Source organism: Streptomyces minutiscleroticus (genome assembly GCF_014650875.1).
GTDB classification, from domain to species: domain Bacteria; phylum Actinomycetota; class Actinomycetes; order Streptomycetales; family Streptomycetaceae; genus Streptomyces; species Streptomyces minutiscleroticus.
Genome location: NZ_BMVU01000004.1, coordinates 77,963 through 102,298, shown reverse-complemented (window position 1 = coordinate 102,298; position 24,336 = coordinate 77,963). Strand labels below are relative to the sequence as shown.

The window sequence follows — 24,336 nt, the reverse complement described above, 5'->3', positions numbered from 1 at the left end:
TGGTGATCTTCGTCGTGCCTCCGGCCGCCCTGGTGGCGGACGGGCGGGCGGGGCCGCATGTGACGGCGGCAGACCCGGTAAGGGCATGGGGGGCCTTGACGAACTGCACGCAGCGCGCAATTCTCAGGACGCGTCGTCACAACGATCCGGATCCGAGGCATGGATCGGTGACGAAGAGGGCAGTATCGATGTGCGTTGAGGGCGTGGCTTGCCGCAGGTAGTGAGAACGACGAGGGTCTCAAAAAATCGGGACTGGACATCAGTGTGCCGGGTGGCTACACTGTCCCTTTGCGCTGCCTGTTAGCTGCCTCCTGCCCGTCACCAGGGGCATGCCCGTGCTTGAGCACCGACGATCGGACCATCCCTGACCTGGCCTTATCGACCAGATCAGAGGGGCCTTGTCTCTGTGCCCCGGCTTGGGACCGGTACGCGCGTAGTGAGTCCGAGCCCTCGGAAGGACCCCCTCTTGGCCGCCTCGCGCAACGCCTCGACCGCGAATACGAACAACGGCGCCAGCACCGCCCCGCTGCGCATCTCCTTTGCAAAGATCAAGGAGCCCCTCGAGGTTCCGAACCTTCTTGCGCTGCAAACCGAGAGCTTCGACTGGCTGCTCGGCAACGACGCGTGGAAGGCTCGTGTCGAGGCGGCTCTGGACAGCGGACAGGACGTCCCCACCAAGTCCGGTCTGGAGGAGATCTTCGAGGAGATCTCCCCGATCGAGGACTTCTCCGGGTCGATGTCGCTGACCTTCCGTGACCACCGCTTCGAGCCGCCGAAGAACTCCATCGACGAGTGCAAGGAGCGCGACTTCACGTACGCCGCCCCGCTCTTCGTCACCGCGGAGTTCACCAACAACGAGACCGGCGAGATCAAGTCCCAGACGGTCTTCATGGGCGACTTCCCGCTCATGACCAACAAGGGCACCTTCGTCATCAACGGCACCGAGCGTGTCGTGGTGTCGCAGCTGGTCCGCTCGCCGGGCGTCTACTTCGACTCCTCCATCGACAAGACGTCCGACAAGGACATCTTCTCCGCCAAGGTCATCCCCTCCCGCGGTGCCTGGCTGGAGATGGAGATCGACAAGCGCGACATGGTCGGCGTCCGCATCGACCGCAAGCGCAAGCAGTCCGTCACCGTCCTCCTGAAGGCGCTCGGCTGGACGACCGAGCAGATCCTCGAGGAGTTCGGCGAGTACGAGTCCATGCGCGCCACCCTGGAGAAGGACCACACCCAGGGGCAGGACGACGCGCTGCTCGACATCTACCGCAAGCTGCGCCCGGGCGAGCCCCCGACCCGCGAGGCCGCGCAGACGCTGCTCGAGAACCTCTACTTCAACCCCAAGCGCTACGACCTCGCGAAGGTCGGCCGCTACAAGGTCAACAAGAAGCTGGGCGGCGACGCCCCGCTCGACGCCGGCATCCTGACCGTCGAGGACATCATCTCGACGATCAAGTACCTGGTGAAGCTGCACGCGGGCGAGACCGAGACGGTCGGCGACAACGGCCAGTCGATCGTCGTCGAGACCGACGACATCGACCACTTCGGCAACCGCCGCCTGCGCAACGTCGGCGAGCTCATCCAGAACCAGGTCCGCACGGGTCTGGCCCGTATGGAGCGCGTCGTGCGCGAGCGCATGACCACCCAGGACGTCGAGGCGATCACGCCGCAGACCCTGATCAACATCCGGCCGGTCGTCGCCTCCATCAAGGAGTTCTTCGGCACCAGCCAGCTCTCGCAGTTCATGGACCAGAACAACCCGCTGTCGGGTCTGACGCACAAGCGTCGCCTCTCGGCGCTGGGTCCCGGCGGTCTGTCGCGTGAGCGGGCCGGCTTCGAGGTCCGTGACGTGCACCCCTCGCACTACGGCCGCATGTGCCCGATCGAGACGCCCGAAGGCCCGAACATCGGTCTGATCGGCTCGCTCGCCTCCTACGGCCGGGTCAACGCGTTCGGCTTCGTCGAGACGCCGTACCGCAAGGTCGTCGAGGGCCAGGTCACCGACGAGGTGGACTACCTGACCGCCGACGAGGAGGACCGCTTCGTCATCGCGCAGGCCAACGCGCCGCTCACCGACGAGCTGCGGTTCGCCGAGGCCCGCGTCCTGGTCCGCCGCCGCGGCGGCGAGGTCGACTACGTCGCGCCCGACGACGTGGACTACATGGACGTCTCGCCGCGCCAGATGGTGTCGGTCGCGACCGCCATGATCCCGTTCCTCGAGCACGACGACGCCAACCGCGCCCTCATGGGCGCGAACATGATGCGCCAGGCCGTGCCGCTGATCAAGTCCGAGGCGCCGCTGGTCGGCACCGGCATGGAGTACCGCTGCGCGGTCGACGCCGGTGACGTCCTGAAGTCGGACAAGGACGGTGTGGTCCAGGAGGTCTCCGCGGACTACATCACCACCGCCAACGACGACGGCACGTACACCACGTACCGCCTGGCGAAGTTCTCCCGCTCCAACCAGGGCACCTCGGTCAACCAGAAGGTCGTCGTGGACGAGGGCGCCCGGGTCGTCGCCGGCCAGGTCCTGGCCGACGGTCCGGCGACCGAGAACGGCGAGATGGCGCTCGGCAAGAACCTGCTCGTGGCGTTCATGCCGTGGGAGGGCCACAACTACGAGGACGCGATCATCCTGTCGCAGCGCCTCGTGCAGGACGACGTCCTCTCCTCGATCCACATCGAGGAGCACGAGGTCGACGCCCGTGACACCAAGCTCGGCCCCGAGGAGATCACCCGGGACATCCCGAACGTCTCCGAGGAGGTCCTCGCCGACCTCGACGAGCGCGGCATCATCCGCATCGGTGCCGAGGTCATCGCCGGCGACATCCTCGTCGGCAAGGTGACCCCGAAGGGTGAGACCGAGCTGACGCCGGAGGAGCGCCTGCTGCGCGCGATCTTCGGTGAGAAGGCCCGTGAGGTCCGTGACACCTCGCTGAAGGTGCCGCACGGCGAGACCGGCAAGGTCATCGGCGTCCGCGTCTTCGACCGCGAGGAGGGCGACGAGCTGCCGCCGGGCGTGAACCAGCTGGTCCGCGTCTACGTCGCGCAGAAGCGCAAGATCACCGACGGTGACAAGCTCGCCGGCCGCCACGGCAACAAGGGCGTCATCTCGAAGATCCTGCCGATCGAGGACATGCCGTTCCTGGAGGACGGCACCCCGGTCGACATCATCCTCAACCCGCTCGGTGTGCCGTCCCGCATGAACCCGGGGCAGGTCCTGGAGATCCACCTCGGCTGGCTCGCCAGCCAGGGCTGGGACGTCTCCGGTCTCGCCGACGACTGGGCGCGGCGTCTGCAGGCCATCGGCGCCGACCAGGTCGACCCGCGGACCAACGTGGCGACCCCGGTCTTCGACGGTGCCCGCGAGGACGAGCTGGCCGGTCTGCTGGAGAACACCCTGCCGAACCGCGACGGCGACCGCATGGTCCTCCCGTCCGGCAAGGCGCGGCTGTTCGACGGCCGCTCCGGCGAGCCGTTCCCGGACCCGATCTCGGTCGGGTACATGTACATCCTCAAGCTGCACCACCTGGTCGACGACAAGCTGCACGCCCGCTCGACCGGTCCGTACTCGATGATCACCCAGCAGCCGCTGGGTGGTAAGGCCCAGTTCGGTGGCCAGCGCTTCGGTGAGATGGAGGTGTGGGCGCTGGAGGCGTACGGCGCCGCCTACGCCCTCCAGGAGCTGCTGACCATCAAGTCCGACGACGTGACCGGCCGCGTGAAGGTCTACGAGGCCATCGTCAAGGGCGAGAACATCCCCGAGCCGGGAATCCCCGAGTCGTTCAAGGTGCTCATCAAGGAGATGCAGTCCCTGTGCCTGAACGTGGAGGTGCTGTCCAGCGACGGCATGTCCATCGAGATGCGTGACACCGACGAGGACGTCTTCCGCGCGGCGGAGGAGCTCGGCATCGACCTGTCCCGGCGCGAGCCGAGCAGCGTCGAAGAGGTCTGACGGGAGTTCCGGTCGGGAGGCCCGGCGATGACACCACTGGCATCACCGGGCCCCCGGCCGGCCCCAGGACCCCCGTTTCAGACCCCAAGACTTACAACCCTGAGAGGGATTGACGCATAGTGCTCGACGTCAACTTCTTCGACGAGCTCCGGATCGGCCTGGCCACCGCTGACGACATCCGTCAGTGGAGCCACGGCGAGGTCAAGAAGCCCGAGACCATCAACTACCGCACCCTCAAGCCGGAAAAGGACGGGCTCTTCTGCGAGAAGATCTTCGGCCCCACCCGGGACTGGGAGTGCTACTGCGGCAAGTACAAGCGCGTCCGCTTCAAGGGCATCATCTGTGAGCGCTGCGGCGTCGAGGTGACCCGCGCCAAGGTGCGCCGTGAGCGGATGGGCCACATCGAGCTGGCCGCCCCCGTCACCCACATCTGGTACTTCAAGGGCGTCCCGTCGCGTCTGGGCTACCTGCTCGACCTGGCGCCGAAGGACCTGGAGAAGGTCATCTACTTCGCGGCGTACATGATCACGTACGTCGACGAGGAGCGCCGCACCCGCGACCTGCCCTCCCTGGAGGCGCACGTCTCCGTCGAGCGGCAGCAGATCGAGAACCGCCGGGACGCCGACCTGGAGGCCCGCGCCAAGAAGCTCGAGACCGACCTGGCCGAGCTGGAGGCCGAGGGCGCCAAGGCCGACGTGCGCCGCAAGGTGCGCGAGGGCGCCGAGCGCGAGATGAAGCAGCTGCGCGACCGCGCGCAGCGCGAGATCGACCGCCTCGACGAGGTGTGGACCCGGTTCAAGAACCTCAAGGTCCAGGACCTGGAGGGCGACGAGCTCCTCTACCGCGAGCTGCGTGACCGCTTCGGCACGTACTTCGACGGCTCGATGGGCGCCGCCGCGCTGCAGAAGCGCCTGGAGTCCTTCGACCTGGAGGAGGAGGCCGAGCGCCTCCGCGAGATCATCCGTACCGGCAAGGGCCAGAAGAAGACCCGTGCGCTCAAGCGCCTGAAGGTCGTCTCCGCGTTCCTGCAGACCAGCAACAGCCCCAAGGGCATGGTGCTCGACTGCGTGCCGGTCATCCCGCCGGACCTGCGTCCGATGGTGCAGCTGGACGGTGGCCGCTTCGCGACCTCCGACCTGAACGACCTGTACCGCCGTGTCATCAACCGCAACAACCGCCTGAAGCGGCTTCTCGACCTCGGCGCGCCCGAGATCATCGTCAACAACGAGAAGCGCATGCTCCAGGAGGCGGTCGACGCCCTCTTCGACAACGGCCGCCGCGGCCGCCCGGTCACGGGCCCCGGCAACCGCCCGCTGAAGTCCCTCAGCGACATGCTGAAGGGCAAGCAGGGTCGTTTCCGTCAGAACCTGCTCGGCAAGCGAGTCGACTACTCGGCGCGTTCCGTCATCGTCGTCGGCCCGCAGCTGAAGCTGCACCAGTGCGGTCTGCCCAAGGCCATGGCCCTGGAGCTCTTCAAGCCGTTCGTGATGAAGCGCCTGGTCGACCTGAACCACGCGCAGAACATCAAGAGCGCCAAGCGGATGGTCGAGCGCGGCCGCACGGTCGTGTACGACGTCCTGGAAGAGGTCATCGCGGAGCACCCGGTTCTGCTGAACCGTGCGCCCACGCTGCACCGCCTCGGCATCCAGGCCTTCGAGCCGCAGCTGGTCGAGGGCAAGGCCATCCAGATCCACCCGCTCGTCTGCACCGCGTTCAACGCGGACTTCGACGGCGACCAGATGGCCGTGCACCTGCCGCTGTCCGCGGAGGCGCAGGCCGAGGCCCGCATCCTGATGCTGTCCTCGAACAACATCCTCAAGCCGGCCGACGGCCGTCCGGTGACGATGCCGACCCAGGACATGGTCCTCGGTCTGTTCTTCCTCACCACCGACGGCGAGATGCGGAACGTCAAGGGCGAGGACCGCTCCTTCGCGTCCGTGGCCGAGGCGATCATGGCGTTCGACGCCGGCGAGCTCTCGCTGCAGTCGCGCGTGGACATCCGCTTCCCGGTGGGCACCATCCCGCCGCGCGGCTGGACCCCGCCGGCGCAGGAGGAGGGCGAGCCCGAGTGGCAGCAGGGTGACAGCTTCCGCCTGAAGACCACGCTGGGCCGTGCGCTCTTCAACGAGCTGCTGCCCGAGGACTACCCGTTCGTCGACTACGAGGTCGGCAAGAAGCAGCTCTCCGAGATCGTCAACGACCTCGCCGAGCGCTACCCGAAGGTCATCGTGGCGGCGACGCTCGACAACCTGAAGGCGGCCGGCTTCTTCTGGGCCACCCGTTCCGGCGTCACCGTGGCCATCTCCGACGTCGTCGTCCCCGAGGCGAAGAAGGAGATCGTCCGCGGCTACGAGGCCCAGGACGAGAAGGTCCAGAAGCAGTACGAGCGCGGTCTGATCACCAAGGACGAGCGCACGCAGGAGCTCATCGCGATCTGGACCAAGGCGACCAACGAGGTCGCCGAGGCGATGAACGACAACTTCCCGAAGACCAACCCGATCTTCATGATGGTGAACTCGGGTGCACGAGGCAACATGATGCAGATGCGTCAGATCGCCGGTATGCGTGGTCTGGTGTCGAACGCGAAGAACGAGACCATCCCGCGTCCGATCAAGGCGTCCTTCCGCGAGGGCCTGTCGGTGCTGGAGTACTTCATCTCCACGCACGGTGCCCGTAAGGGTCTGGCGGACACCGCCCTGCGCACCGCCGACTCGGGTTACCTCACCCGTCGTCTCGTCGACGTCTCCCAGGACGTCATCATCCGCGAGGAGGACTGTGGCACCGACCGCGGCCTGCGCCTGCACATCGCGGAGCGGGGCGCGGACGGCGTGCTGCGCAAGGCGGACGACGTCGAGACGTCCGTGTACGCGCGCTGCCTCGCCGAGGACATCGTCGTCGACGGCAAGGTGCTGGCCCCGGCCGGCACGGACCTCGGTGACGTGCTCATCGACGAGCTGGTCAAGCACGGCGTCGAGGAGGTCAAGACCCGCTCGGTCCTGACCTGCGAGTCCGCCGTCGGCACCTGCGCCATGTGCTACGGCCGCTCGCTGGCCACCGGCAAGCTGGTCGACATCGGTGAGGCGGTCGGCATCATCGCCGCCCAGTCCATCGGTGAGCCCGGCACCCAGCTGACGATGCGTACCTTCCACACCGGTGGTGTGGCCGGTGACGACATCACCCAGGGTCTGCCGCGTGTCGTCGAGCTCTTCGAGGCCCGTACGCCCAAGGGTGTCGCCCCGATCTCCGAGGCCTCCGGCCGCGTGCGGATCGAGGAGACCGAGAAGACCAAGAAGATCGTCGTCACCCCGGACGACGGCAGCGACGAGACGGCGTACCCGATCTCGAAGCGCGCCCGTCTCCTGGTGGGCGAGGGCGACCACGTCGAGGTGGGCCAGAAGCTCACCGTGGGTGCCACCAACCCGCACGACGTGCTGCGCATCCTCGGCCAGCGGGCCGTCCAGGTCCACCTGGTCGGCGAGGTCCAGAAGGTCTACAACTCGCAGGGCGTGTCGATCCACGACAAGCACATCGAGATCATCATCCGGCAGATGCTCCGCCGTGTGACGATCATCGAGTCGGGCGACGCGGAGCTGCTGCCCGGCGAGCTGGTCGAGCGCTCGAAGTTCGAGCAGGAGAACCGTCGCGTGGTCCAGGAAGGCGGCCACCCGGCCTCCGGCCGTCCGCAGCTGATGGGTATCACCAAGGCCTCGCTGGCGACCGAGTCGTGGCTGTCGGCGGCGTCCTTCCAGGAGACGACCAGGGTCCTCACGGACGCGGCGATCAACGCCAAGTCCGACTCCCTGATCGGCCTCAAGGAGAACGTCATCATCGGTAAGCTCATCCCGGCCGGTACGGGCCTGTCCCGCTACCGCAACATCCGGGTCGAGCCGACCGAGGAGGCCAAGGCCGCGATGTACTCGGCCGTCGGCTACGACGACATCGACTACTCGCCGTTCGGCACCGGCTCCGGCCAGGCCGTTCCGCTGGAGGACTACGACTACGGTCCGTACAACCAGTAAGCGGGCAGCTTGACGCACAGGGCGGTCCTTCCTCCGGGAGGGGCCGCCCTGCGGCGTTGTGGGCGTCGGGGGCATCCAGGGCAGGGGCCATGGGGCCTGGAGGGTCCCTGGCGGCCGTATACCGGGCATCCCGGGCATCAACGTGCCCCGGAGCCCCTCGGGTCCCGCGGGCCGTTCCGAGCCGGTCCGCCGGCCCGCTCGGCGAACCCCCAGGGCAGCCCCGCGTTTCATACGCCCAGGGGGTATCCTGTAAGGGGAGGGCTGCCGGCGTGTCCTGTGCGGGGGCATTTGTTTTGACCGGAGTGGATGCGATAGGTACGCTCAGACCTTGTGCCTGGGGTGTGCCCTGGCTCCCGTGCGTGCCTTCAACCGCAAGGGGAGTCGTCACCGGCCACCGTAATCTGCGCCCTTCTCGCCTCGCGGTGGAAGTCTGCAGCATTCGACACACCCGACCGCGTGGGTCGGTGACGTTCCAGGTTAGCTTTACCAATCGGCACACAGAAACCGGAGAAGTAGTGCCTACGATCCAGCAGCTGGTCCGCAAGGGCCGGCAGGACAAGGTCGAGAAGAACAAGACGCCCGCACTCGAGGGTTCCCCTCAGCGCCGCGGCGTCTGCACGCGTGTGTTCACGACCACCCCGAAGAAGCCGAACTCGGCCCTGCGGAAGGTCGCGCGTGTGCGTCTGACCTCCGGCATCGAGGTCACGGCCTACATTCCGGGTGAGGGACACAACCTGCAGGAGCACTCCATCGTGCTCGTGCGCGGCGGCCGTGTGAAGGACCTGCCGGGTGTTCGTTACAAGATCATCCGCGGCTCGCTCGACACCCAGGGTGTCAAGAACCGCAAGCAGGCCCGCAGCCGCTACGGCGCCAAGAAGGAGAAGTAAGAATGCCTCGTAAGGGCCCCGCCCCGAAGCGTCCGGTCATCATCGACCCGGTCTACGGCTCTCCTCTGGTGACCTCCCTGATCAACAAGGTGCTGCTGAACGGCAAGCGCTCCACCGCCGAGCGCATCGTCTACGGCGCCATGGAGGGCCTGCGCGAGAAGACCGGCAACGACCCGGTCATCACGCTGAAGCGCGCTCTCGAGAACATCAAGCCGACCCTCGAGGTCAAGTCCCGCCGTGTCGGTGGCGCCACCTACCAGGTGCCGGTCGAGGTCAAGCCCGGCCGCGCCAACACCCTGGCGCTGCGCTGGCTGGTCGGTTACTCCCGCGCCCGTCGCGAGAAGACCATGACCGAGCGTCTGCTCAACGAGCTTCTCGACGCCTCGAACGGCCTCGGTGCGGCCGTGAAGAAGCGCGAGGACACCCACAAGATGGCCGAGTCCAACAAGGCCTTCGCGCACTACCGCTGGTAGTCGCTACCCACATCGAGACCGAGAGAAGACTGAAGCCTTATGGCTACCACTTCACTTGACCTGGCCAGGGTCCGCAACATCGGGATCATGGCCCACATCGACGCGGGCAAGACGACCACCACCGAGCGGATCCTCTTCTACACCGGCGTCTCGTACAAGATCGGTGAGGTCCACGACGGCGCTGCCACCATGGACTGGATGGAGCAGGAGCAGGAGCGTGGCATCACGATCACCTCTGCTGCCACCACCTGTCACTGGCCGCTTGAGGACGTCGACCACACCATCAACATCATCGACACCCCGGGTCACGTCGACTTCACCGTCGAGGTGGAGCGCTCCCTGCGCGTGCTCGACGGTGCCGTGACGGTGTTCGACGGCGTCGCCGGTGTCGAGCCGCAGTCCGAGACGGTGTGGCGTCAGGCCGACCGTTACGGCGTGCCGCGCATCTGCTTCGTCAACAAGCTGGACCGCACCGGCGCCGAGTTCCACCGCTGCGTGGACATGATCTCGGACCGCCTGGGTGCCCAGCCGCTGGTCATGCAGCTGCCGATCGGCGCCGAGGCCGACTTCAAGGGCGTCGTGGACCTGGTCCGCATGAAGGCGCTCGTGTGGTCCGCCGAGGCCGCGAAGGGCGAGATGTACGACGTCGTCGACATCCCGGCCACGCACACCGAGGCCGCCGAGGAGTGGCGCGGCAAGCTGCTCGAGGCCGTCGCGGAGAACGACGAAGAGATCATGGAGCTGTACCTGGAGGGCGAGGAGCCCTCCGAGGAGCAGCTGTACGCCGCGATCCGTCGCATCACCATCGCGTCCGGCAAGTCCAGCGACACCACCGTCACCCCGGTGTTCTGCGGCACCGCCTTCAAGAACAAGGGCGTCCAGCCCCTGCTCGACGCGGTCGTGCGCTACCTCCCCTCCCCGCTCGACGTCGAGGCCATCGAGGGCCACGCCGTCAACGACCCGGAGGAGGTCGTCAAGCGCAAGCCGTCCGACGACGAGCCGCTGTCCGCGCTGGCGTTCAAGATCATGAGCGACCCGCACCTCGGCAAGCTCACCTTCGTCCGGGTCTACTCGGGCCGCCTGGAGTCCGGCACCTCGGTGCTGAACTCCGTCAAGGGCAAGAAGGAGCGCATCGGCAAGATCTACCGCATGCACGCCAACAAGCGTGAGGAGATCGAGTCGGTGGGCGCCGGCGACATCGTCGCCGTCATGGGCCTGAAGCAGACCACCACCGGTGAGACGCTGGCCGACGACAAGAACCCGGTGATCCTGGAGTCCATGGACTTCCCGGCGCCGGTCATCGAGGTCGCCATCGAGCCCAAGTCCAAGGGCGACCAGGAGAAGCTGGGTGTCGCCATCCAGCGTCTCGCGGAGGAGGACCCCTCCTTCCAGGTGCACACCAACGAGGAGACCGGCCAGACCGTCATCGGCGGTATGGGCGAGCTTCACCTCGAGGTGCTCGTCGACCGCATGAAGCGCGAGTTCAAGGTCGAGGCGAACGTCGGCAAGCCGCAGGTCGCCTACCGCGAGACGATCCGCAAGGCCGTCGAGCGCGTCGACTACACGCACAAGAAGCAGACCGGTGGTACCGGTCAGTTCGCCAAGGTGCAGATCGCGATCGAGCCGATCGAGGGCGGCGACGCCTCGTACGAGTTCGTGAACAAGGTCACCGGTGGCCGCATCCCGAAGGAGTACATCCCTTCGGTCGACGCCGGTGCGCAGGAGGCCATGCAGTTCGGCATCCTCGCCGGTTACGAGATGACCGGTGTCCGCGTCACGCTGCTCGACGGTGCGTACCACGAGGTCGACTCCTCCGAGCTCGCGTTCAAGATCGCCGGTTCGCAGGCCTTCAAGGAGGCCGCGCGCAAGGCCAGCCCCGTGCTGCTCGAGCCGATGATGGCCGTCGAGGTCACCACGCCCGAGGACTACATGGGTGAGGTCATCGGCGACATCAACTCCCGCCGTGGTCAGATCCAGGCCATGGAGGAGCGTGCCGGCGCCCGCGTCGTGAAGGGCCTGGTTCCGCTGTCGGAGATGTTCGGCTACGTCGGCGACCTCCGCAGCAAGACGTCGGGTCGCGCGAGCTACTCGATGCAGTTCGACTCCTACGCCGAGGTTCCGCGGAACGTCGCCGAGGAGATCATCGCGAAGGCCAAGGGCGAGTAACGCACCCCGTTCCACGCCTTAGGCTTGACACCGACCGCCGGGATCCGATCCCGGGTTCCGGCGGCCGGCACCCCAGCAAAGATCACCTGGCGCCGATGAGTAAGGCGTACAGAACCACTCCACAGGAGGACCCCAGTGGCGAAGGCGAAGTTCGAGCGGACTAAGCCGCACGTCAACATCGGCACCATCGGTCACATCGACCACGGTAAGACGACCCTCACGGCCGCCATTACCAAGGTGCTGCACGACGCGTACCCGGACCTGAACGAGGCCTCGGCCTTCGACCAGATCGACAAGGCTCCTGAGGAGCGCCAGCGCGGTATCACCATCTCCATCGCGCACGTCGAGTACCAGACCGAGACGCGTCACTACGCCCACGTCGACTGCCCCGGTCACGCGGACTACATCAAGAACATGATCACGGGTGCGGCGCAGATGGACGGCGCCATCCTCGTGGTCGCCGCCACCGACGGCCCGATGCCGCAGACCAAGGAGCACGTGCTCCTGGCCCGCCAGGTCGGCGTTCCGTACATCGTCGTCGCCCTGAACAAGGCCGACATGGTGGACGACGAGGAGATCCTGGAGCTCGTCGAGCTCGAGGTGCGTGAGCTCCTCTCCGAGTACGAGTTCCCGGGCGACGACGTTCCGGTCGTCAAGGTCTCCGCTCTGAAGGCGCTCGAGGGCGACAAGGAGTGGGGCCAGTCGGTCCTGGACCTGATGGCCGCCGTCGACGAGTCGATCCCGGAGCCGGAGCGCGACGTCGACAAGCCGTTCCTCATGCCGATCGAGGACGTCTTCACGATCACCGGTCGCGGTACGGTCGTCACCGGCCGTATCGAGCGCGGTGTCCTGAAGGTCAACGAGACCGTGGACATCATCGGCATCAAGCCGGAGAAGACCTCCACCACGGTCACCGGCATCGAGATGTTCCGCAAGCTGCTCGACGAGGGCCAGGCCGGTGAGAACGTCGGTCTGCTGCTCCGCGGCATCAAGCGCGAGGACGTCGAGCGCGGCCAGGTCATCATCAAGCCCGGTTCGGTCACCCCGCACACCGAGTTCGAGGCCCAGGCCTACATCCTGTCGAAGGACGAGGGTGGCCGCCACACCCCGTTCTTCAACAACTACCGCCCGCAGTTCTACTTCCGTACGACGGACGTGACCGGCGTCGTGACCCTCCCCGAGGGCACCGAGATGGTCATGCCGGGTGACAACACCGAGATGAAGGTGGAGCTCATCCAGCCCGTCGCCATGGAGGAGGGCCTGAAGTTCGCCATCCGTGAGGGTGGCCGGACCGTGGGCGCCGGCCAGGTCACCAAGATCAACAAGTAAGTTCCGGCTTACCTGTTGGGCTTGACCGCCCGGTAGCTCCGGGGGTGCCGTGAGGCATCCCGGCACGAGCACACGAGAGGACCCGTACGACTTCGGTCGTACGGGTCCTCTTGTCGTGTGCGGTGGTGCGCTGGAACGGTTCCGCCGGTGAGGCCGGCCTCCCCCTCGGCCCGTCCGCCCACCGGCGATGGCGCCGAGCGCATCCGTGCCGGCCGTTGCCGGCGTCCGCGCCAGAAGGGCTCCCGTGGTGTCACGACCCGATACGAAGACCGTGCTCGCCTCCCTGCGGACCGGGATCGAGCGCCGGAACCCGGCCCAGCCCGAGTTCCACCAGGCGGTCCACGAGGTGCTGGAGACCCTCGCGCCGGTGCTCGCGGCCCGTCCCGAGTACGCGGAGCCGGGCCTGCTGGAGCGGCTCTGCGAGCCGGAGCGGCAGATCATCTTCCGGGTGCCGTGGCAGGACGACCGGGGCCGGGTCCATGTGAACCGAGGCTTCCGGGTCGAGTTCAACAGCGCGCTCGGCCCGTACAAGGGCGGCCTGCGCTTCCACCCCTCGGTCGACCTCGGCATCGTGAAGTCCCTCACCGGCAAGGGACGGCAGTGGGGCGGTTCCGCGATCCGGCCCGAGGCGACCGGGTACGGCAACGTCCTGTTCGCGGCGGCGATGCTGCGCGAACGCGGCGAGGACCTGGCGGGCCGGACGGCCGTGGTCTCCGGCTCCGGCAACGTCGCGATCCACACGATCGAGAAGCTGACGGCCCTCGGGGCCAACCCGCTGACCTGCTCGGACTCCAGCGGTTACGTGATCGACGAGAAGGGCGTCGACCTGGAGCTGCTCAAGCAGGTCAAGGAGGTCGAGCGGACCCGGATCAGCGTGTACGCGGAGCGCCGCGGCGCGTCCGCGCGGTTCGTGCCCGGCGGACGGGTCCGGGAGGTCCCGGCCGGCGTCGCGCTGCCGTCGGCCACCCAGAACGAGCTGGACGAGGACGACGCGGCCGCGTTGATCCGCAACGGCGTCAAGGCGGTCTCCGAGGGCGCGAACATGCCCGCCACGCCGCGGGCGGTGGAGCTCTTCCGGGAGGCGGGCGTCGCGTTCGGCCCCGGCAAGGCGGCCAACGCGGGCGGGGTCGCGGTCAGCGCCCTGGAGATGGCGCAGAACGCGGCACGGACCGTGTGGGCGCCACAGCGGGTGGAGGACGAGCTGGCACGCGTCATGAACGACGTCCACACCACCTGCCGCGAGACCGCCGAGCGCTACGGCGCGCCCGGCGACCACGTGACCGGTGCGGACATCGCGGGCTTCGAGCGGGTCGCGGGCGCGATGCTGGCGTAGGGGGTCGTCTAGGGACGCGGCCTCGAACGAGAGCATCGCCACGACGGCCACGCATGAGTACGCGTACTCAATCCGCTTGGTGGCGGATGCGAATGTGGCGCATGGCCTTGATGGTTACCGTACGTCGAGGCAGCCGTGGCTGTCGTGAAGATCTGTGCCGTAGGGACGGCAGGTCGATTCTTCTCAGGACCGGAGCCGTAAGGGGGAGCCAGGTATGGCGTGGGAGGAGTGGGAGCGCCTCAAGGCGGATGCCTCGGCGCATGGTTCGGCGCAGATGCAGCTGAACCAGGTGGCCGATTCCGGCAACGGCGCTCCGGGCGGTGCGGCCTCGGAGCGGTTGAAGTCGGACAAGAAGGCGTGGGCCAAGGCCGGTGAAGGCACCAAGGGCCTGAAGGACGACATCGGCAAAGCCCTCACGCAGTTGGAGAACGGGCAGGCGGGCCTCGGGGGGACGGAAGGCTGCCAGTCCGCGGCGGCGCAGAAGGAGCTGTACGACTCCTGGAAGAAGTACGTCGGTGATGTGAGCAGCCGTTGTACGGAGCTGGGCGGACTCCTGGAGCAGTCCGGTCACGACCTCGCCGGGACCGACGACCAGCTCAAGGCGGAGCTGGACCGGATCAAGACGAAGTACCAGGACACCGAGGCCGTCGGCGGCCAGGCGAAGGGAAAGTGATCCCCAGCCGTGGACCTCGCGACGCTGAAGGCTTTCAAGTCCACCGAGTACGAACAGGCCGCGGACGGGTACCGGGCCATCGGAGACATGGCCGGTGCGGCCAAGGACACGGTCGACCACCAGATCTGCGCCGGGATCCGCAACACGCTCGAGGGCGAGGCGGCGAAGGCCGCGCTGCGGGAACTGCAGGAACTGTCGAAGAACTTCCACTACGCGCAGACGGAGTGCGGCCTGGTCAGCACGGCGCTGAACGGCTTCGCCTTCGACATGGCCGCGGCGAAGCGGAAGCTGGAGACGGCGCTCGCTGACGCCCGTGCCAGCGGCTGCACGGTGGGCGCTGACGGCTCGGTCGGCTATCCGGCGGGCGGCGAGGAGGTCGACGGCAAGGTTCCCGAGGGCGGCACCGTGACGGGCACGGCGGGTCCCATGGATCCCACGGCCTCGGCACTGGAGCGCCAGGCGGCCGGCATCCATCCGAACCCGAACTACGGCAAGGCGCTGGGATTCGCCAACCGCATCGCGGGCGCTCTCGAGGAAGCCACGGACGCGGACGCGAAGTGGGCGCCGAAGCTGCGCGCGCTGAAGGCCGACGACGACCTGGTCGTCTCCCAGCGGGACTGGGCCGACGCGCAGGCGGACACGGGCGGCGTACGCGAAGCCGGCCAGGACTATCTCGGCTCCCTGCCGCGGCCGCCCGAGGGCGGGAGCCCGAAGGACAACGCGGAATGGTGGAGGGGACTGAGCCCGGAGGAACAGACGGCCTGGATGTCCGCCGAGCCCGCCGTCGTGGGCAGGCTCGACGGGCTGCCGTCCGCGGTCAGGGACGAGGCCAACCGCGTCGTGTTCAACGAGACGCGGGCAAGCATGCAGATGGAACTGGACTCGATCCCGAAGCCGCCCGCCAACGAATGGACGTGGATCACCGCAGGCCCGTACCCGTCCAAGGTGCACACCGACGAATGGATGGAGTGGCACAGACAGTACGGGGACCGCTACGAGCAGCTGAACAAGTCGCTCAAGGGGATGCAGAGCATCCAGGACCGTTTCGACTCGACGGGCGTCAGGGGCCTGCCCGAGGCGTACCTGCTGGGTTTCAGCGCCGAGGGCAACGGCCGGGCCGTCGTCGCCAACGGCAACCCGGACACGGCGGACCACCAGGCGGTGTTTGTGCCCGGTACGACATCGAATCTGGGAAGTATCGGCGGAGACATCAACCGCATGGTGAATCTCTGGCATGTAGCCGACGACGCGGCTGACGGCAAGTCGGTCTCCACGGTCACCTGGCTCGGATACGACGCGCCCCAGGACATCGTCAAGGACTCGCCGTTCAGCCATTATGCGAACGACGGCGCTCCTGCCTTCAACCGGTTCATGGACGGCCTCGAAGCGTCGCATTCCGGTCAGTCGGAACCGCATCGCACGGCGATCGGCCACTCGTACGGCACGACCCTCATCGGCTCTGCGGCACGGCAGGGGGAGCTGAACGCCGACGACGTGATCCTCGCGGGCAGTCCGGGAGTCCAAGTGCCCAAGGCTGAGCAGATGGACGTTCCCGAAGGGCACGTGTGGAACGAAGAGGCCGACGGGGATCCCGTCCCGGACATCGGTCGCTTCGGGCACGGCGGAACGGACTGGGACGGTCCCTGGACGATCCCGAGCGATGAACGTTTCGGTGCCCAGCAGATGACCACGGACACCGAGGGGCACAGCGATTACTGGAAGGAGAGCACAGAGAGCCTGTGGAACCAGGGCCAAGTGGTGGCCGGGCACGGGGACAACGCGAAGTTGGAGGAACCGACGAACCCCTCGGCATACATGAGATAGACACAGTTCCGTCGGGCCGGTTCGTGCCGTTCGTCGATCGGCTGCGGACTGCTCGACGGCTCGATCGGCCGACATTCCGGTCCCGCTAACAGAGGCTTCTCGACTTGAAGACCAAAATGAGCGTCCCCGCGCTCCTCGTACCCTTCACCCTCGCGACCATCACTGGATGCAGCATGACCGACAGCAAGGACTCCGACGAAGTTCCGTCCGCCGGCACGAGCACCTCGCTCGCTGCCGCAGAGGAGACAGAGAAGGTCTCCAGCGAGCTCTATGACCTGATCGGGGTCAAGGGGAAAGCCTCCGACAGCCGCTCGACAGTCACGGAATGCCCGGGGAGGGATCGGGAGAAGTATTTTCAGATCTTGCATCCGTGGAGCTTCTACCCCGCATCGCCGAACGACCTCGACAAGGCGATGGAGCAACTGAAGGAGAACCTCCCCGAGCACGGGTGGAAGATCGTCGAGTACGGGCCGGACACCAGTAAGAACAAGAACATCAACCTCACGGCCGACCACGACGAGAAGAAGTTCGGCGTCAACATCGTCCAGATGGCGAAGAACGATCCTCCGAAACTGAGTCTGAGCGTCGTCTCCGGTTGCTACAAGATCCCTGACGGCGAGAAGATCCAACGTTTCTGAATCCGGGGAAGCGCCGAACCGGCCCCGGTGGGTACGAGTGGGGCGTCGAGACGTGGCAAGGAATTCCCTTCAACGCCGGATACGTGCAGGTCATCCCGTCCGACGAGGCGTTCGGTGCTCAGCGCGTGGACATCGGCACCAGCGGACACGGCGGGTACTGGGACCGTGATTCTCCGTCGCCGAAGAACCAGGGCGCCGTTGTCGCTGGCCACTACGACGATGTGAGGGAAGACGAGCGGTCCCGCCCCGCCGTCGGCCTGGGTGGCGCCACGTCCCCGGCGCCGTCGTCCTGGCCGTTCCACTCGCTGTGACGGGACGCTCCACTGACATGAACGATCTCGGTTGCGCCCCCGTCACGCTTGACATCGACAGGGCCCGGGAGAAGACCGAAGACGTCTCCAGCCAGGTTCTCGACCTGATCGGTATCGAGGCCGGACAGGTCACCGAGCCCGGTCCCGGCACCTCCGCCTGCGAGGAGGACGCCGAGCATCTGTACCGTGCCCGCCGTCCCCGGTCGGTCCACGGGTGCCGGCGGAGGACCTCGAGACCGGGTTTCAGCGGCTGGAGGACGGACTGCCCGAGCGCGGCCGGAAGGTCACCGACCACGGGGAGGACTCCAGCGCCGACGAGAACCTCGAGCTCACCGCGGACTCGGAGAAGGACCGCTTCTCGGTCGACGCCTTTTTGCACGTCACAGGAGCGTCCGGCGAGGAGAACCCCGCGTTGCAGGTGACCGTCGTGTCCGGCTGCTTCCGTGCTTCCGACGGGGCGAACCTCGACGGAGAATCCTGAGGCGCAGCCGGAGCGCCCTGCTCGGCCGCGATGAAGACGCGGCTTCGTGGGCAGCCCCCGTGGCGCGCCGTGGTGCGATGCCGGACGAGCCCTGTACCGGGGGCGCTCTGCCGGGTGAAGGGTGCCGCAGGCGTTCCACGTCGTGAGAGGGGCTTCACTGCCCGGAGGCAGTCGTTCCCGGTGGGTAGGTGCAGAAGGTGCCGGTGTCCTCCTGAGCCGTTCGGCCGTAGGCCGGGAGGGCGGGGCCGAGCACGGCGATCGCGGAAGCGCGAAACAGGCACGGGGTGCACGGCGTACGGTCACCGCAGTGGTCGGTCCCGTGAGGTCGTACGGTGCGCCCCACCGGAGTGTCGGCGATCTCTGCGTACCCATGCGGAGAGGGATGCCTCGGGCGGTCGCGCAAGGCCCCGGGTTTGACCTACGTCACTCCCGGGGTAATCTCTTCGGCTCGATTGGCCAGTCCGCCGCCGGGTGTGGCAGACTGTCCGGGTTGCTCGGTTGAGTGCCGATGCTGCGCGCCTCCCGCCGGGAGGACCGGAAGCGAGTCCCACAGTACTCGTCGCTCCAACTGCCGAGAGGCAGCGCTGGAGCGGACGTACGGGAATCTTCCGGGAAGCGTCAGCGGGGTGCCGGCCAGGCGCCCGGTGGGTGTTCCATCCCCGGTCCGCGGTCCGAGGCCGCGCCCCAGCAGGGAAATCCCTTGTGGATATCCATGCAGTCGGAGCGCGACACGCCCGACCGCGGGGGTCGGAGAGGGAACGGGAACCCCCGGGCTCCAGAGCGTTTACGAGAGACGAAGGACTACGAAGTAGCCATGGCGGGACAGAAGATCCGCATCCGGCTCAAGGCCTACGACCACGAGGTCATCGACTCCTCGGCGAAGAAGATCGTCGAGACGGTGACCCGTACTGGTGCGTCGGTCGCGGGCCCGGTGCCGCTGCCCACTGAGAAGAACGTGTACTGCGTCATCAAGTCGCCGCACAAGTACAAGGACTCGCGCGAGCACTTCGAGATGCGCACGCACAAGCGCCTGATCGACATCCTCGACCCGACGCCCAAGACCGTTGACTCTCTGATGCGACTCGACCTCCCGGCCGGTGTCGACATCGAGATCAAGCTCTGAGGGTCGGTGATCTGAGAATGGCTAAGCAGATCAAGGGCATCCTGGGCGAGAAGCTCGGCATGACGCAGGTGTGGGACGAGAACAACCGCGTTGTTCCCGTCACCGTCGTCAAGGCCGGCCCGAACGTCGTGACCCAGGTCCGTACGAACGACACCGACGGCTACGAGTCGGTCCAGATCGCCTTCGGCGAGATCGACCCGCGCAAGGTGAACAAGCCCCTCAAGGGCCACTTCGCCAAGGCCGACGTCACCCCCCGCCGCCACCTCGTCGAGATCCGTACCGCTGACGCCAGCGAGTACACCCTCGGCCAGGAGATCACCGCCGAGACCTTCGAGGCCGGCGTCAAGGTGGACGTGACCGGCAAGAGCAAGGGCAAGGGCTTCGCCGGTGTCATGAAGCGCCACAACTTCGGTGGCCTCGGCGCCGGGCACGGCACCCAGCGCAAGCACCGCTCTCCCGGTTCCATCGGTGGCTGCGCCACCCCGGGCCGTGTGTTCAAGGGCCTCCGCATGGCTGGCCGCATGGGCAACGAGCGGGTCACCACCCAGAACCTGACCGTTCACGCCGTTGACGCGGAGAAGGGCCTGCTCCTCATCAAGGGCGCGGTTCCTGGTCCGAACGGCGGCCTCGTCCTGGTCCGCACCGCGGCCAAGGGGGCCTGAGGACTATGAGCACCATTGACATTCTGTCGCCCGCCGGCGACAAGACCGGGACCATCGAGCTCCCGGCCGAGATCTTCGACGTCGAGAAGGTCAGCATCCCGCTGATCCACCAGGTCGTCGTGGCGCAGCTCGCTGCCGCCCGCCAGGGCACCCACAAGACCAAGACTCGCGGCGAGGTCCGTGGTGGTGGCAAGAAGCCGTACCGCCAGAAGGGCACCGGCCGCGCCCGCCAGGGCTCGACCCGCGCGCCGCAGTTCGCCGGTGGTGGCGTCGTGCACGGTCCCGTGCCGCGCGACTACTCGCAGCGGACCCCCAAGAAGATGAAGGCCGCGGCCCTGCGCCACGCCCTCACCGACCGGGCCCGCAGCAACCGCGTCCACGTCGTCACCGGCGTGGTCGAGGGCGAGATCTCCACCAAGGCCGCCAAGACCCTGCTCGGCAAGATCAGCGACCGTAAGAACGTGCTGCTGGTCGTCGACCGCGCGGACGAGAAGAGCCTGCTCTCCGCCCGCAACCTGCCCCAGGTCCACATCCTGGAGCCGGGCCAGCTGAACACGTACGACGTGATCGTCTCCGACGACGTGGTCTTCACCCAGGCCGCTTTCGAGTCCTTCGTGTCCGGCCCGAAGGCCACTGACACCGAAGGGAGCGAGGCCTGATGGCTACGCGTCACCCCAGCATCGCCTCCAAGGCGGCCAAGGCCGCCAAGGCCGCGCGTGTCGCCAAGGCGAAGCGCCACGCCACCGAGGGCAAGAACACCGTCGAGACGCCGCTGAGCAAGTCCTTCACGGACCCCCGTGACGTGCTGCTCCGTCCCGTCGTCTCCGAGAAGAGCTACGCGCTCCTCGACGAGGGCAAGTACACCTTCATCGTCGACCCGCGTGCCAACAAGACCCAGATCAAGGAGGCCGTGCAGTCGGTCTTCTCGGTCAAGGTCACCGGGGTCAACACGATCAACCGCCAGGGCAAGCGCAAGCGGACCCGCACGGGCTTCGGCAAGCGCGCCGACAGCAAGCGCGCGATCGTGACCCTCGCCGAGGGCGACCGTATCGACATCTTCGGCGGTCCGACCGCGTAAGCGGTCAGGATCGTCCGATATCGGACGAGGACTGAGAAATGGGTATCCGCAAGTACAAGCCGACGACTCCGGGCCGTCGTGGCTCCAGCGTCGCCGACTTCGTCGAGGTCACGCGGTCCACGCCGGAGAAGTCGCTGGTCCGCCCGCTGCACAGCAAGGGCGGCCGTAACAACGCCGGTCGTGTGACCGTTCGCCACCAGGGTGGCGGACACAAGCGCGCCTACCGCGTGATCGACTTCCGTCGTCACGACAAGGACGGCGTGCCGGCGAAGGTCGCGCACATCGAGTACGACCCCAACCGCACCGCGCGCATCGCGCTGCTGCACTACGCCGACGGCGAGAAGCGCTACATCATCGCGCCGCGCGGCCTGTCGCAGGGCGACCGTGTCGAGAACGGTCCCGGGGCCGACATCAAGCCGGGCAACAACCTGGCGCTCCGCAACATCCCGGTCGGTACCACGATCCACGCGATCGAGCTCCGTCCCGGTGGCGGCGCGAAGTTCGCCCGCTCCGCCGGTGCCTCCGTGCAGCTGCTCGCGAAGGAGGGCCAGATGGCCCACCTCCGTATGCCGTCCGGTGAGATCCGTCTGGTCGACGTGCGCTGCCGCGCCACCGTCGGCGAGGTCGGCAACGCCGAGCAGTCGAACATCAACTGGGGCAAGGCCGGCCGCAAGCGCTGGCTCGGCGTCCGCCCGACCGTCCGCGGTGTGGCGATGAACCCGGTTGACCACCCGCACGGTGGTGGTGAGGGCAAGACCTCCGGTGGTCGCCACCCGGTCTCCCCGTGGGGTCAGAAGGAAGGTCGTACTCGTGCTCCCAAGAAGGCGAGCAACAAGTACATCGTCCGCCGCCGCAAGACGAACAAGAAGCGCTAGGAGCGGGTTTAGATGCCGCGCAGTATCAAGAAGGGGCCCTTCGTCGACGACCACCTGATCAAGAAGGTGGACGCCCAGAACGAAGCCGGCACCAAGAACGTCATCAAGACCTGGTCCCGTCGCTCGATGATCGTCCCGGCCATGCTCGGCCACACGATCGCGGTGCACAACGGCAAGACCCACATCCCGGTGTTTGTCACCGAGTCGATGGTCGGCCACAAGCTCGGCGAGTTCTCGCCGACGCGCACCTTCCGGGGTCACGTCAAGGACGACCGGAAGTCGAAGCGCCGCTAGTCAGCGGGGTGTGAATGATCATGACAAACACTGAAGGGACAACCATGGAAGCCAGGGCCCAGGCGCGGTACATCCGCGTCACGCCCATGAAGGCCCGCCGCGTGGTGGACCTCATCCGTGGCATGGATGCCACGGAGGCTCAGGCGGTCCTGCGTTTCGCCCCGCAGGCCGCGAGCGTGCCGGTCGGCAAGGTGCTGGACAGCGCCATCGCCAACGCCGCGCACAACTACGACCACACCGATGTCGACAGCCTCTTCGTCTCCGAGGCCTACGTCGACGAGGGCCCGACCCTGAAGCGGTTCCGTCCGCGCGCCCAGGGCCGTGCCTACCGGATCCGCAAGCGGACCAGCCACATCACCGTGGTCGTCAGCAGCAAGGAAGGAACCCGGTAATGGGCCAGAAGGTAAACCCGCATGGGTTCCGGCTCGGTGTCACGACCGACTTCAAGTCGCGTTGGTACGCCGACAAGCTGTACAAGGACTACGTCAAGGAAGACGTCGCCATCCGTCGGATGATGACGTCCGGCATGGAGCGCGCCGGCATCTCCAAGGTCGAGATCGAGCGCACCCGTGACCGTGTGCGTGTGGACATCCACACCGCGCGTCCGGGCATCGTCATCGGCCGCCGCGGCGCCGAGGCCGACCGCATCCGCGGCGACCTCGAGAAGCTCACCGGCAAGCAGGTCCAGCTGAACATCCTCGAGGTCAAGAACCCCGAGACGGACGCTCAGCTCGTGGCCCAGGCCGTCGCCGAGCAGCTCTCCTCCCGCGTCTCCTTCCGTCGGGCCATGCGCAAGAGCATGCAGTCCGCCATGAAGGCCGGCGCCAAGGGCATCAAGATCCAGTGCGGTGGCCGCCTCGGCGGCGCCGAGATGTCCCGCTCGGAGTTCTACCGCGAGGGCCGCGTGCCCCTGCACACGCTCCGTGCGAACGTGGACTACGGCTTCTTCGAGGCCAAGACGACCTTCGGCCGCATCGGCGTGAAGGTCTGGATCTACAAGGGCGACGTCAAGAACATCGCCGAGGTCCGCGCCGAGAACGCCGCTGCCCGCGCCGGCAACCGCCCGGCCCGTGGTGGCAACGACCGCCCGGCCCGTGGTGGCCGCGGTGGCGAGCGTGGCGGTCGCGGTCGCAAGCCGCAGCAGCAGTCGGCTCCGGCCGCCGAGGCCCCCAAGGCCGAGGCGCCCGCCGCTGCCGCTCCGGCTGAGAGCACCGGAACGGAGGCCTGACCGACATGCTGATCCCCCGTAGGGTCAAGCACCGCAAGCAGCACCACCCCAAGCGCCGCGGCATGGCCAAGGGCGGTACGCAGGTTGCGTTCGGCGAGTACGGCATCCAGGCCCTCACGCCGGCGTACGTGACCAACCGCCAGATCGAGGCGGCTCGTATCGCGATGACCCGCCACATCAAGCGTGGCGGCAAGGTCTGGATCAACATCTACCCGGACCGCCCGCTGACCAAGAAGCCCGCCGAGACCCGCATGGGTTCCGGTAAGGGTTCGCCCGAGTGGTGGGTCGCGAACGTGCACCCGGGTCGGGTCATGTTCGAGCTGTCCTACCCGAACGAGAAGATTGCGCGTGAGGCTCTGACGCGTGCGGCCCACAAGCTGCCGATGAAGTGCCGGATCGTCAAGCGCGAGGCAGGTGAAGCGTGATGTCGGCCGGTACCAAGGCGTCCGAGCTGCGCGAGCTGGGCAACGAGGAGCTTCTCGGCAAGCTCCGCGAGGCCAAGGAAGAGCTGTTCAACCTCCGCTTCCAGGCGGCGACGGGTCAGCTCGAGAACCACGGCCGTCTGAAGGCGGTCCGTAAGGACATCGCCCGGATCTACACCCTGATGCGTGAGCGCGAGCTGGGCATCGAGACGGTGGAGAGCGCCTGATGAGCGAGAGCAACGTGACTGAGAACACCGAGACCCGCGGTTTCCGCAAGACCCGTGAGGGTCTGGTCGTCAGCGACAAGATGGACAAGACCGTCGTCGTCGCCGTCGAGGACCGTGTCAAGCACGCGCTGTACGGCAAGGTCATCCGCCGTACGAACAAGCTCAAGGCGCACGACGAGCAGAACGCCGCGGGTGTCGGCGACCGCGTCCTCCTCATGGAGACCCGGCCGCTGTCCGCGACCAAGCGCTGGCGCGTCGTCGAGATCCTCGAGAAGGCCAAGTAATCCCTCCTAGGGGGACTCCCTAGGAACAGTTCCGCCAGGCTCGGCAGGGACCGCTCG

General features: G+C 67.2%; 23 protein-coding genes. All 23 read left to right on the top strand.

The annotated features are described in order from the left end of the window. The first annotated feature begins 466 nt into the window (after window positions 1-466). The 23 genes from rpoB (at window position 467) to rpsQ (ending at window position 24,279) form a co-directional block, all read left to right on the top strand. Entirely contained in the window at window positions 467-3,952 is a 3,486-nt protein-coding gene (gene rpoB, locus IE271_RS07605; protein ID WP_190189417.1) for a DNA-directed RNA polymerase subunit beta, read from the top strand. 119 nt (window positions 3,953-4,071) lie between these two features. Then, window positions 4,072-7,971 carry a DNA-directed RNA polymerase subunit beta' gene (locus IE271_RS07600; RefSeq protein ID WP_190189416.1) on the top strand — a complete coding sequence of 1,300 codons (3,900 nt, stop codon included), beginning with the start codon at window positions 4,072-4,074 and terminating at the stop codon, window positions 7,969-7,971. 515 nt (window positions 7,972-8,486) lie between these two features. Then, on the top strand, window positions 8,487-8,858 hold the full coding sequence (gene rpsL / locus IE271_RS07595) for a 30S ribosomal protein S12 (RefSeq protein WP_003948652.1): 372 nt from the start codon (window positions 8,487-8,489) through the stop codon (window positions 8,856-8,858). 2 nt (window positions 8,859-8,860) lie between these two features. Further along, window positions 8,861-9,331 carry a 30S ribosomal protein S7 gene (rpsG, locus tag IE271_RS07590; protein ID WP_003998848.1) on the top strand — a complete coding sequence of 157 codons (471 nt, stop codon included), beginning with the start codon at window positions 8,861-8,863 and terminating at the stop codon, window positions 9,329-9,331. Window positions 9,332-9,370: 39 nt separating this feature from the next. Then, complete coding sequence (fusA, locus tag IE271_RS07585) at window positions 9,371-11,497, top strand: elongation factor G (RefSeq protein ID WP_190189415.1); 2,127 nt, start codon at window positions 9,371-9,373, stop codon at window positions 11,495-11,497. Between the two features lie 135 nt (window positions 11,498-11,632). Next, window positions 11,633-12,826 carry an elongation factor Tu gene (tuf, locus tag IE271_RS07580; protein ID WP_190189414.1) on the top strand — a complete coding sequence of 398 codons (1,194 nt, stop codon included), beginning with the start codon at window positions 11,633-11,635 and terminating at the stop codon, window positions 12,824-12,826. Window positions 12,827-13,070: 244 nt separating this feature from the next. Then, on the top strand, window positions 13,071-14,159 hold the full coding sequence (locus IE271_RS07575; protein WP_190189413.1) for a Glu/Leu/Phe/Val dehydrogenase dimerization domain-containing protein: 1,089 nt from the start codon (window positions 13,071-13,073) through the stop codon (window positions 14,157-14,159). A gap of 214 nt (window positions 14,160-14,373) precedes the next feature. Further along, window positions 14,374-14,832, top strand: a complete 459-nt coding sequence (locus tag IE271_RS07570; protein WP_190189412.1) for a hypothetical protein — start codon at window positions 14,374-14,376, stop codon at window positions 14,830-14,832. A gap of 9 nt (window positions 14,833-14,841) precedes the next feature. Then, the gene (locus tag IE271_RS07565) at window positions 14,842-16,656 is read left to right on the top strand and encodes an alpha/beta hydrolase (RefSeq protein ID WP_190189411.1); all 1,815 of its coding nucleotides are present in this window, start codon (window positions 14,842-14,844) and stop codon (window positions 16,654-16,656) included. Window positions 16,657-16,829: 173 nt separating this feature from the next. Beyond that, the gene (locus IE271_RS07560) at window positions 16,830-17,294 is read left to right on the top strand and encodes a hypothetical protein (RefSeq protein ID WP_229919188.1); all 465 of its coding nucleotides are present in this window, start codon (window positions 16,830-16,832) and stop codon (window positions 17,292-17,294) included. Window positions 17,295-17,377: 83 nt separating this feature from the next. Further along, on the top strand, window positions 17,378-17,605 hold the full coding sequence (locus tag IE271_RS07555) for a hypothetical protein (protein WP_190189410.1): 228 nt from the start codon (window positions 17,378-17,380) through the stop codon (window positions 17,603-17,605). A gap of 214 nt (window positions 17,606-17,819) precedes the next feature. Next, window positions 17,820-18,086 (top strand): hypothetical protein, encoded by a 267-nt coding sequence (locus tag IE271_RS07550; RefSeq protein ID WP_190189409.1) that lies wholly within the window; start codon window positions 17,820-17,822, stop codon window positions 18,084-18,086. Between the two features lie 814 nt (window positions 18,087-18,900). Beyond that, window positions 18,901-19,209 (top strand): 30S ribosomal protein S10, encoded by a 309-nt coding sequence (rpsJ, locus tag IE271_RS07545; protein WP_003948644.1) that lies wholly within the window; start codon window positions 18,901-18,903, stop codon window positions 19,207-19,209. A 17-nt stretch (window positions 19,210-19,226) separates the two neighbouring features. After that, entirely contained in the window at window positions 19,227-19,871 is a 645-nt protein-coding gene (rplC, locus tag IE271_RS07540; protein ID WP_190189408.1) for a 50S ribosomal protein L3, read from the top strand. A 5-nt stretch (window positions 19,872-19,876) separates the two neighbouring features. Beyond that, complete coding sequence (rplD, locus tag IE271_RS07535; RefSeq protein WP_190189407.1) at window positions 19,877-20,530, top strand: 50S ribosomal protein L4; 654 nt, start codon at window positions 19,877-19,879, stop codon at window positions 20,528-20,530. Beyond that, window positions 20,530-20,949: a 50S ribosomal protein L23 gene (gene rplW, locus IE271_RS07530; RefSeq protein WP_190189406.1), complete on the top strand. Its 420-nt coding sequence runs from the start codon at window positions 20,530-20,532 to the stop codon at window positions 20,947-20,949. The genes rplD and rplW overlap by 1 nt, the downstream gene beginning before the upstream one ends. Before the next feature lie 38 nt (window positions 20,950-20,987). Next, a complete protein-coding gene (gene rplB / locus IE271_RS07525) occupies window positions 20,988-21,824 on the top strand; it encodes a 50S ribosomal protein L2 (protein WP_190189405.1) in 837 nt (278 codons plus the stop codon). A 12-nt stretch (window positions 21,825-21,836) separates the two neighbouring features. Next, window positions 21,837-22,118, top strand: a complete 282-nt coding sequence (gene rpsS / locus IE271_RS07520; protein WP_190189404.1) for a 30S ribosomal protein S19 — start codon at window positions 21,837-21,839, stop codon at window positions 22,116-22,118. Window positions 22,119-22,162: 44 nt separating this feature from the next. Then, window positions 22,163-22,510: a 50S ribosomal protein L22 gene (gene rplV, locus IE271_RS07515; RefSeq protein ID WP_030778516.1), complete on the top strand. Its 348-nt coding sequence runs from the start codon at window positions 22,163-22,165 to the stop codon at window positions 22,508-22,510. Further along, window positions 22,510-23,346, top strand: a complete 837-nt coding sequence (gene rpsC / locus IE271_RS07510) for a 30S ribosomal protein S3 (protein ID WP_190134826.1) — start codon at window positions 22,510-22,512, stop codon at window positions 23,344-23,346. The genes rplV and rpsC overlap by 1 nt, the downstream gene beginning before the upstream one ends. Before the next feature lie 5 nt (window positions 23,347-23,351). Continuing rightward, window positions 23,352-23,771 (top strand): 50S ribosomal protein L16, encoded by a 420-nt coding sequence (rplP, locus tag IE271_RS07505; protein ID WP_190189403.1) that lies wholly within the window; start codon window positions 23,352-23,354, stop codon window positions 23,769-23,771. Further along, complete coding sequence (gene rpmC, locus IE271_RS07500) at window positions 23,771-23,995, top strand: 50S ribosomal protein L29 (RefSeq protein ID WP_030174543.1); 225 nt, start codon at window positions 23,771-23,773, stop codon at window positions 23,993-23,995. The genes rplP and rpmC overlap by 1 nt, the downstream gene beginning before the upstream one ends. Further along, window positions 23,995-24,279, top strand: coding sequence for a 30S ribosomal protein S17 (rpsQ, locus tag IE271_RS07495; protein ID WP_190189402.1), 285 nt, complete (start codon window positions 23,995-23,997; stop codon window positions 24,277-24,279). Before rpmC ends, rpsQ begins: the two co-directional genes overlap by 1 nt. Window positions 24,280-24,336 lie beyond the last annotated feature (57 nt).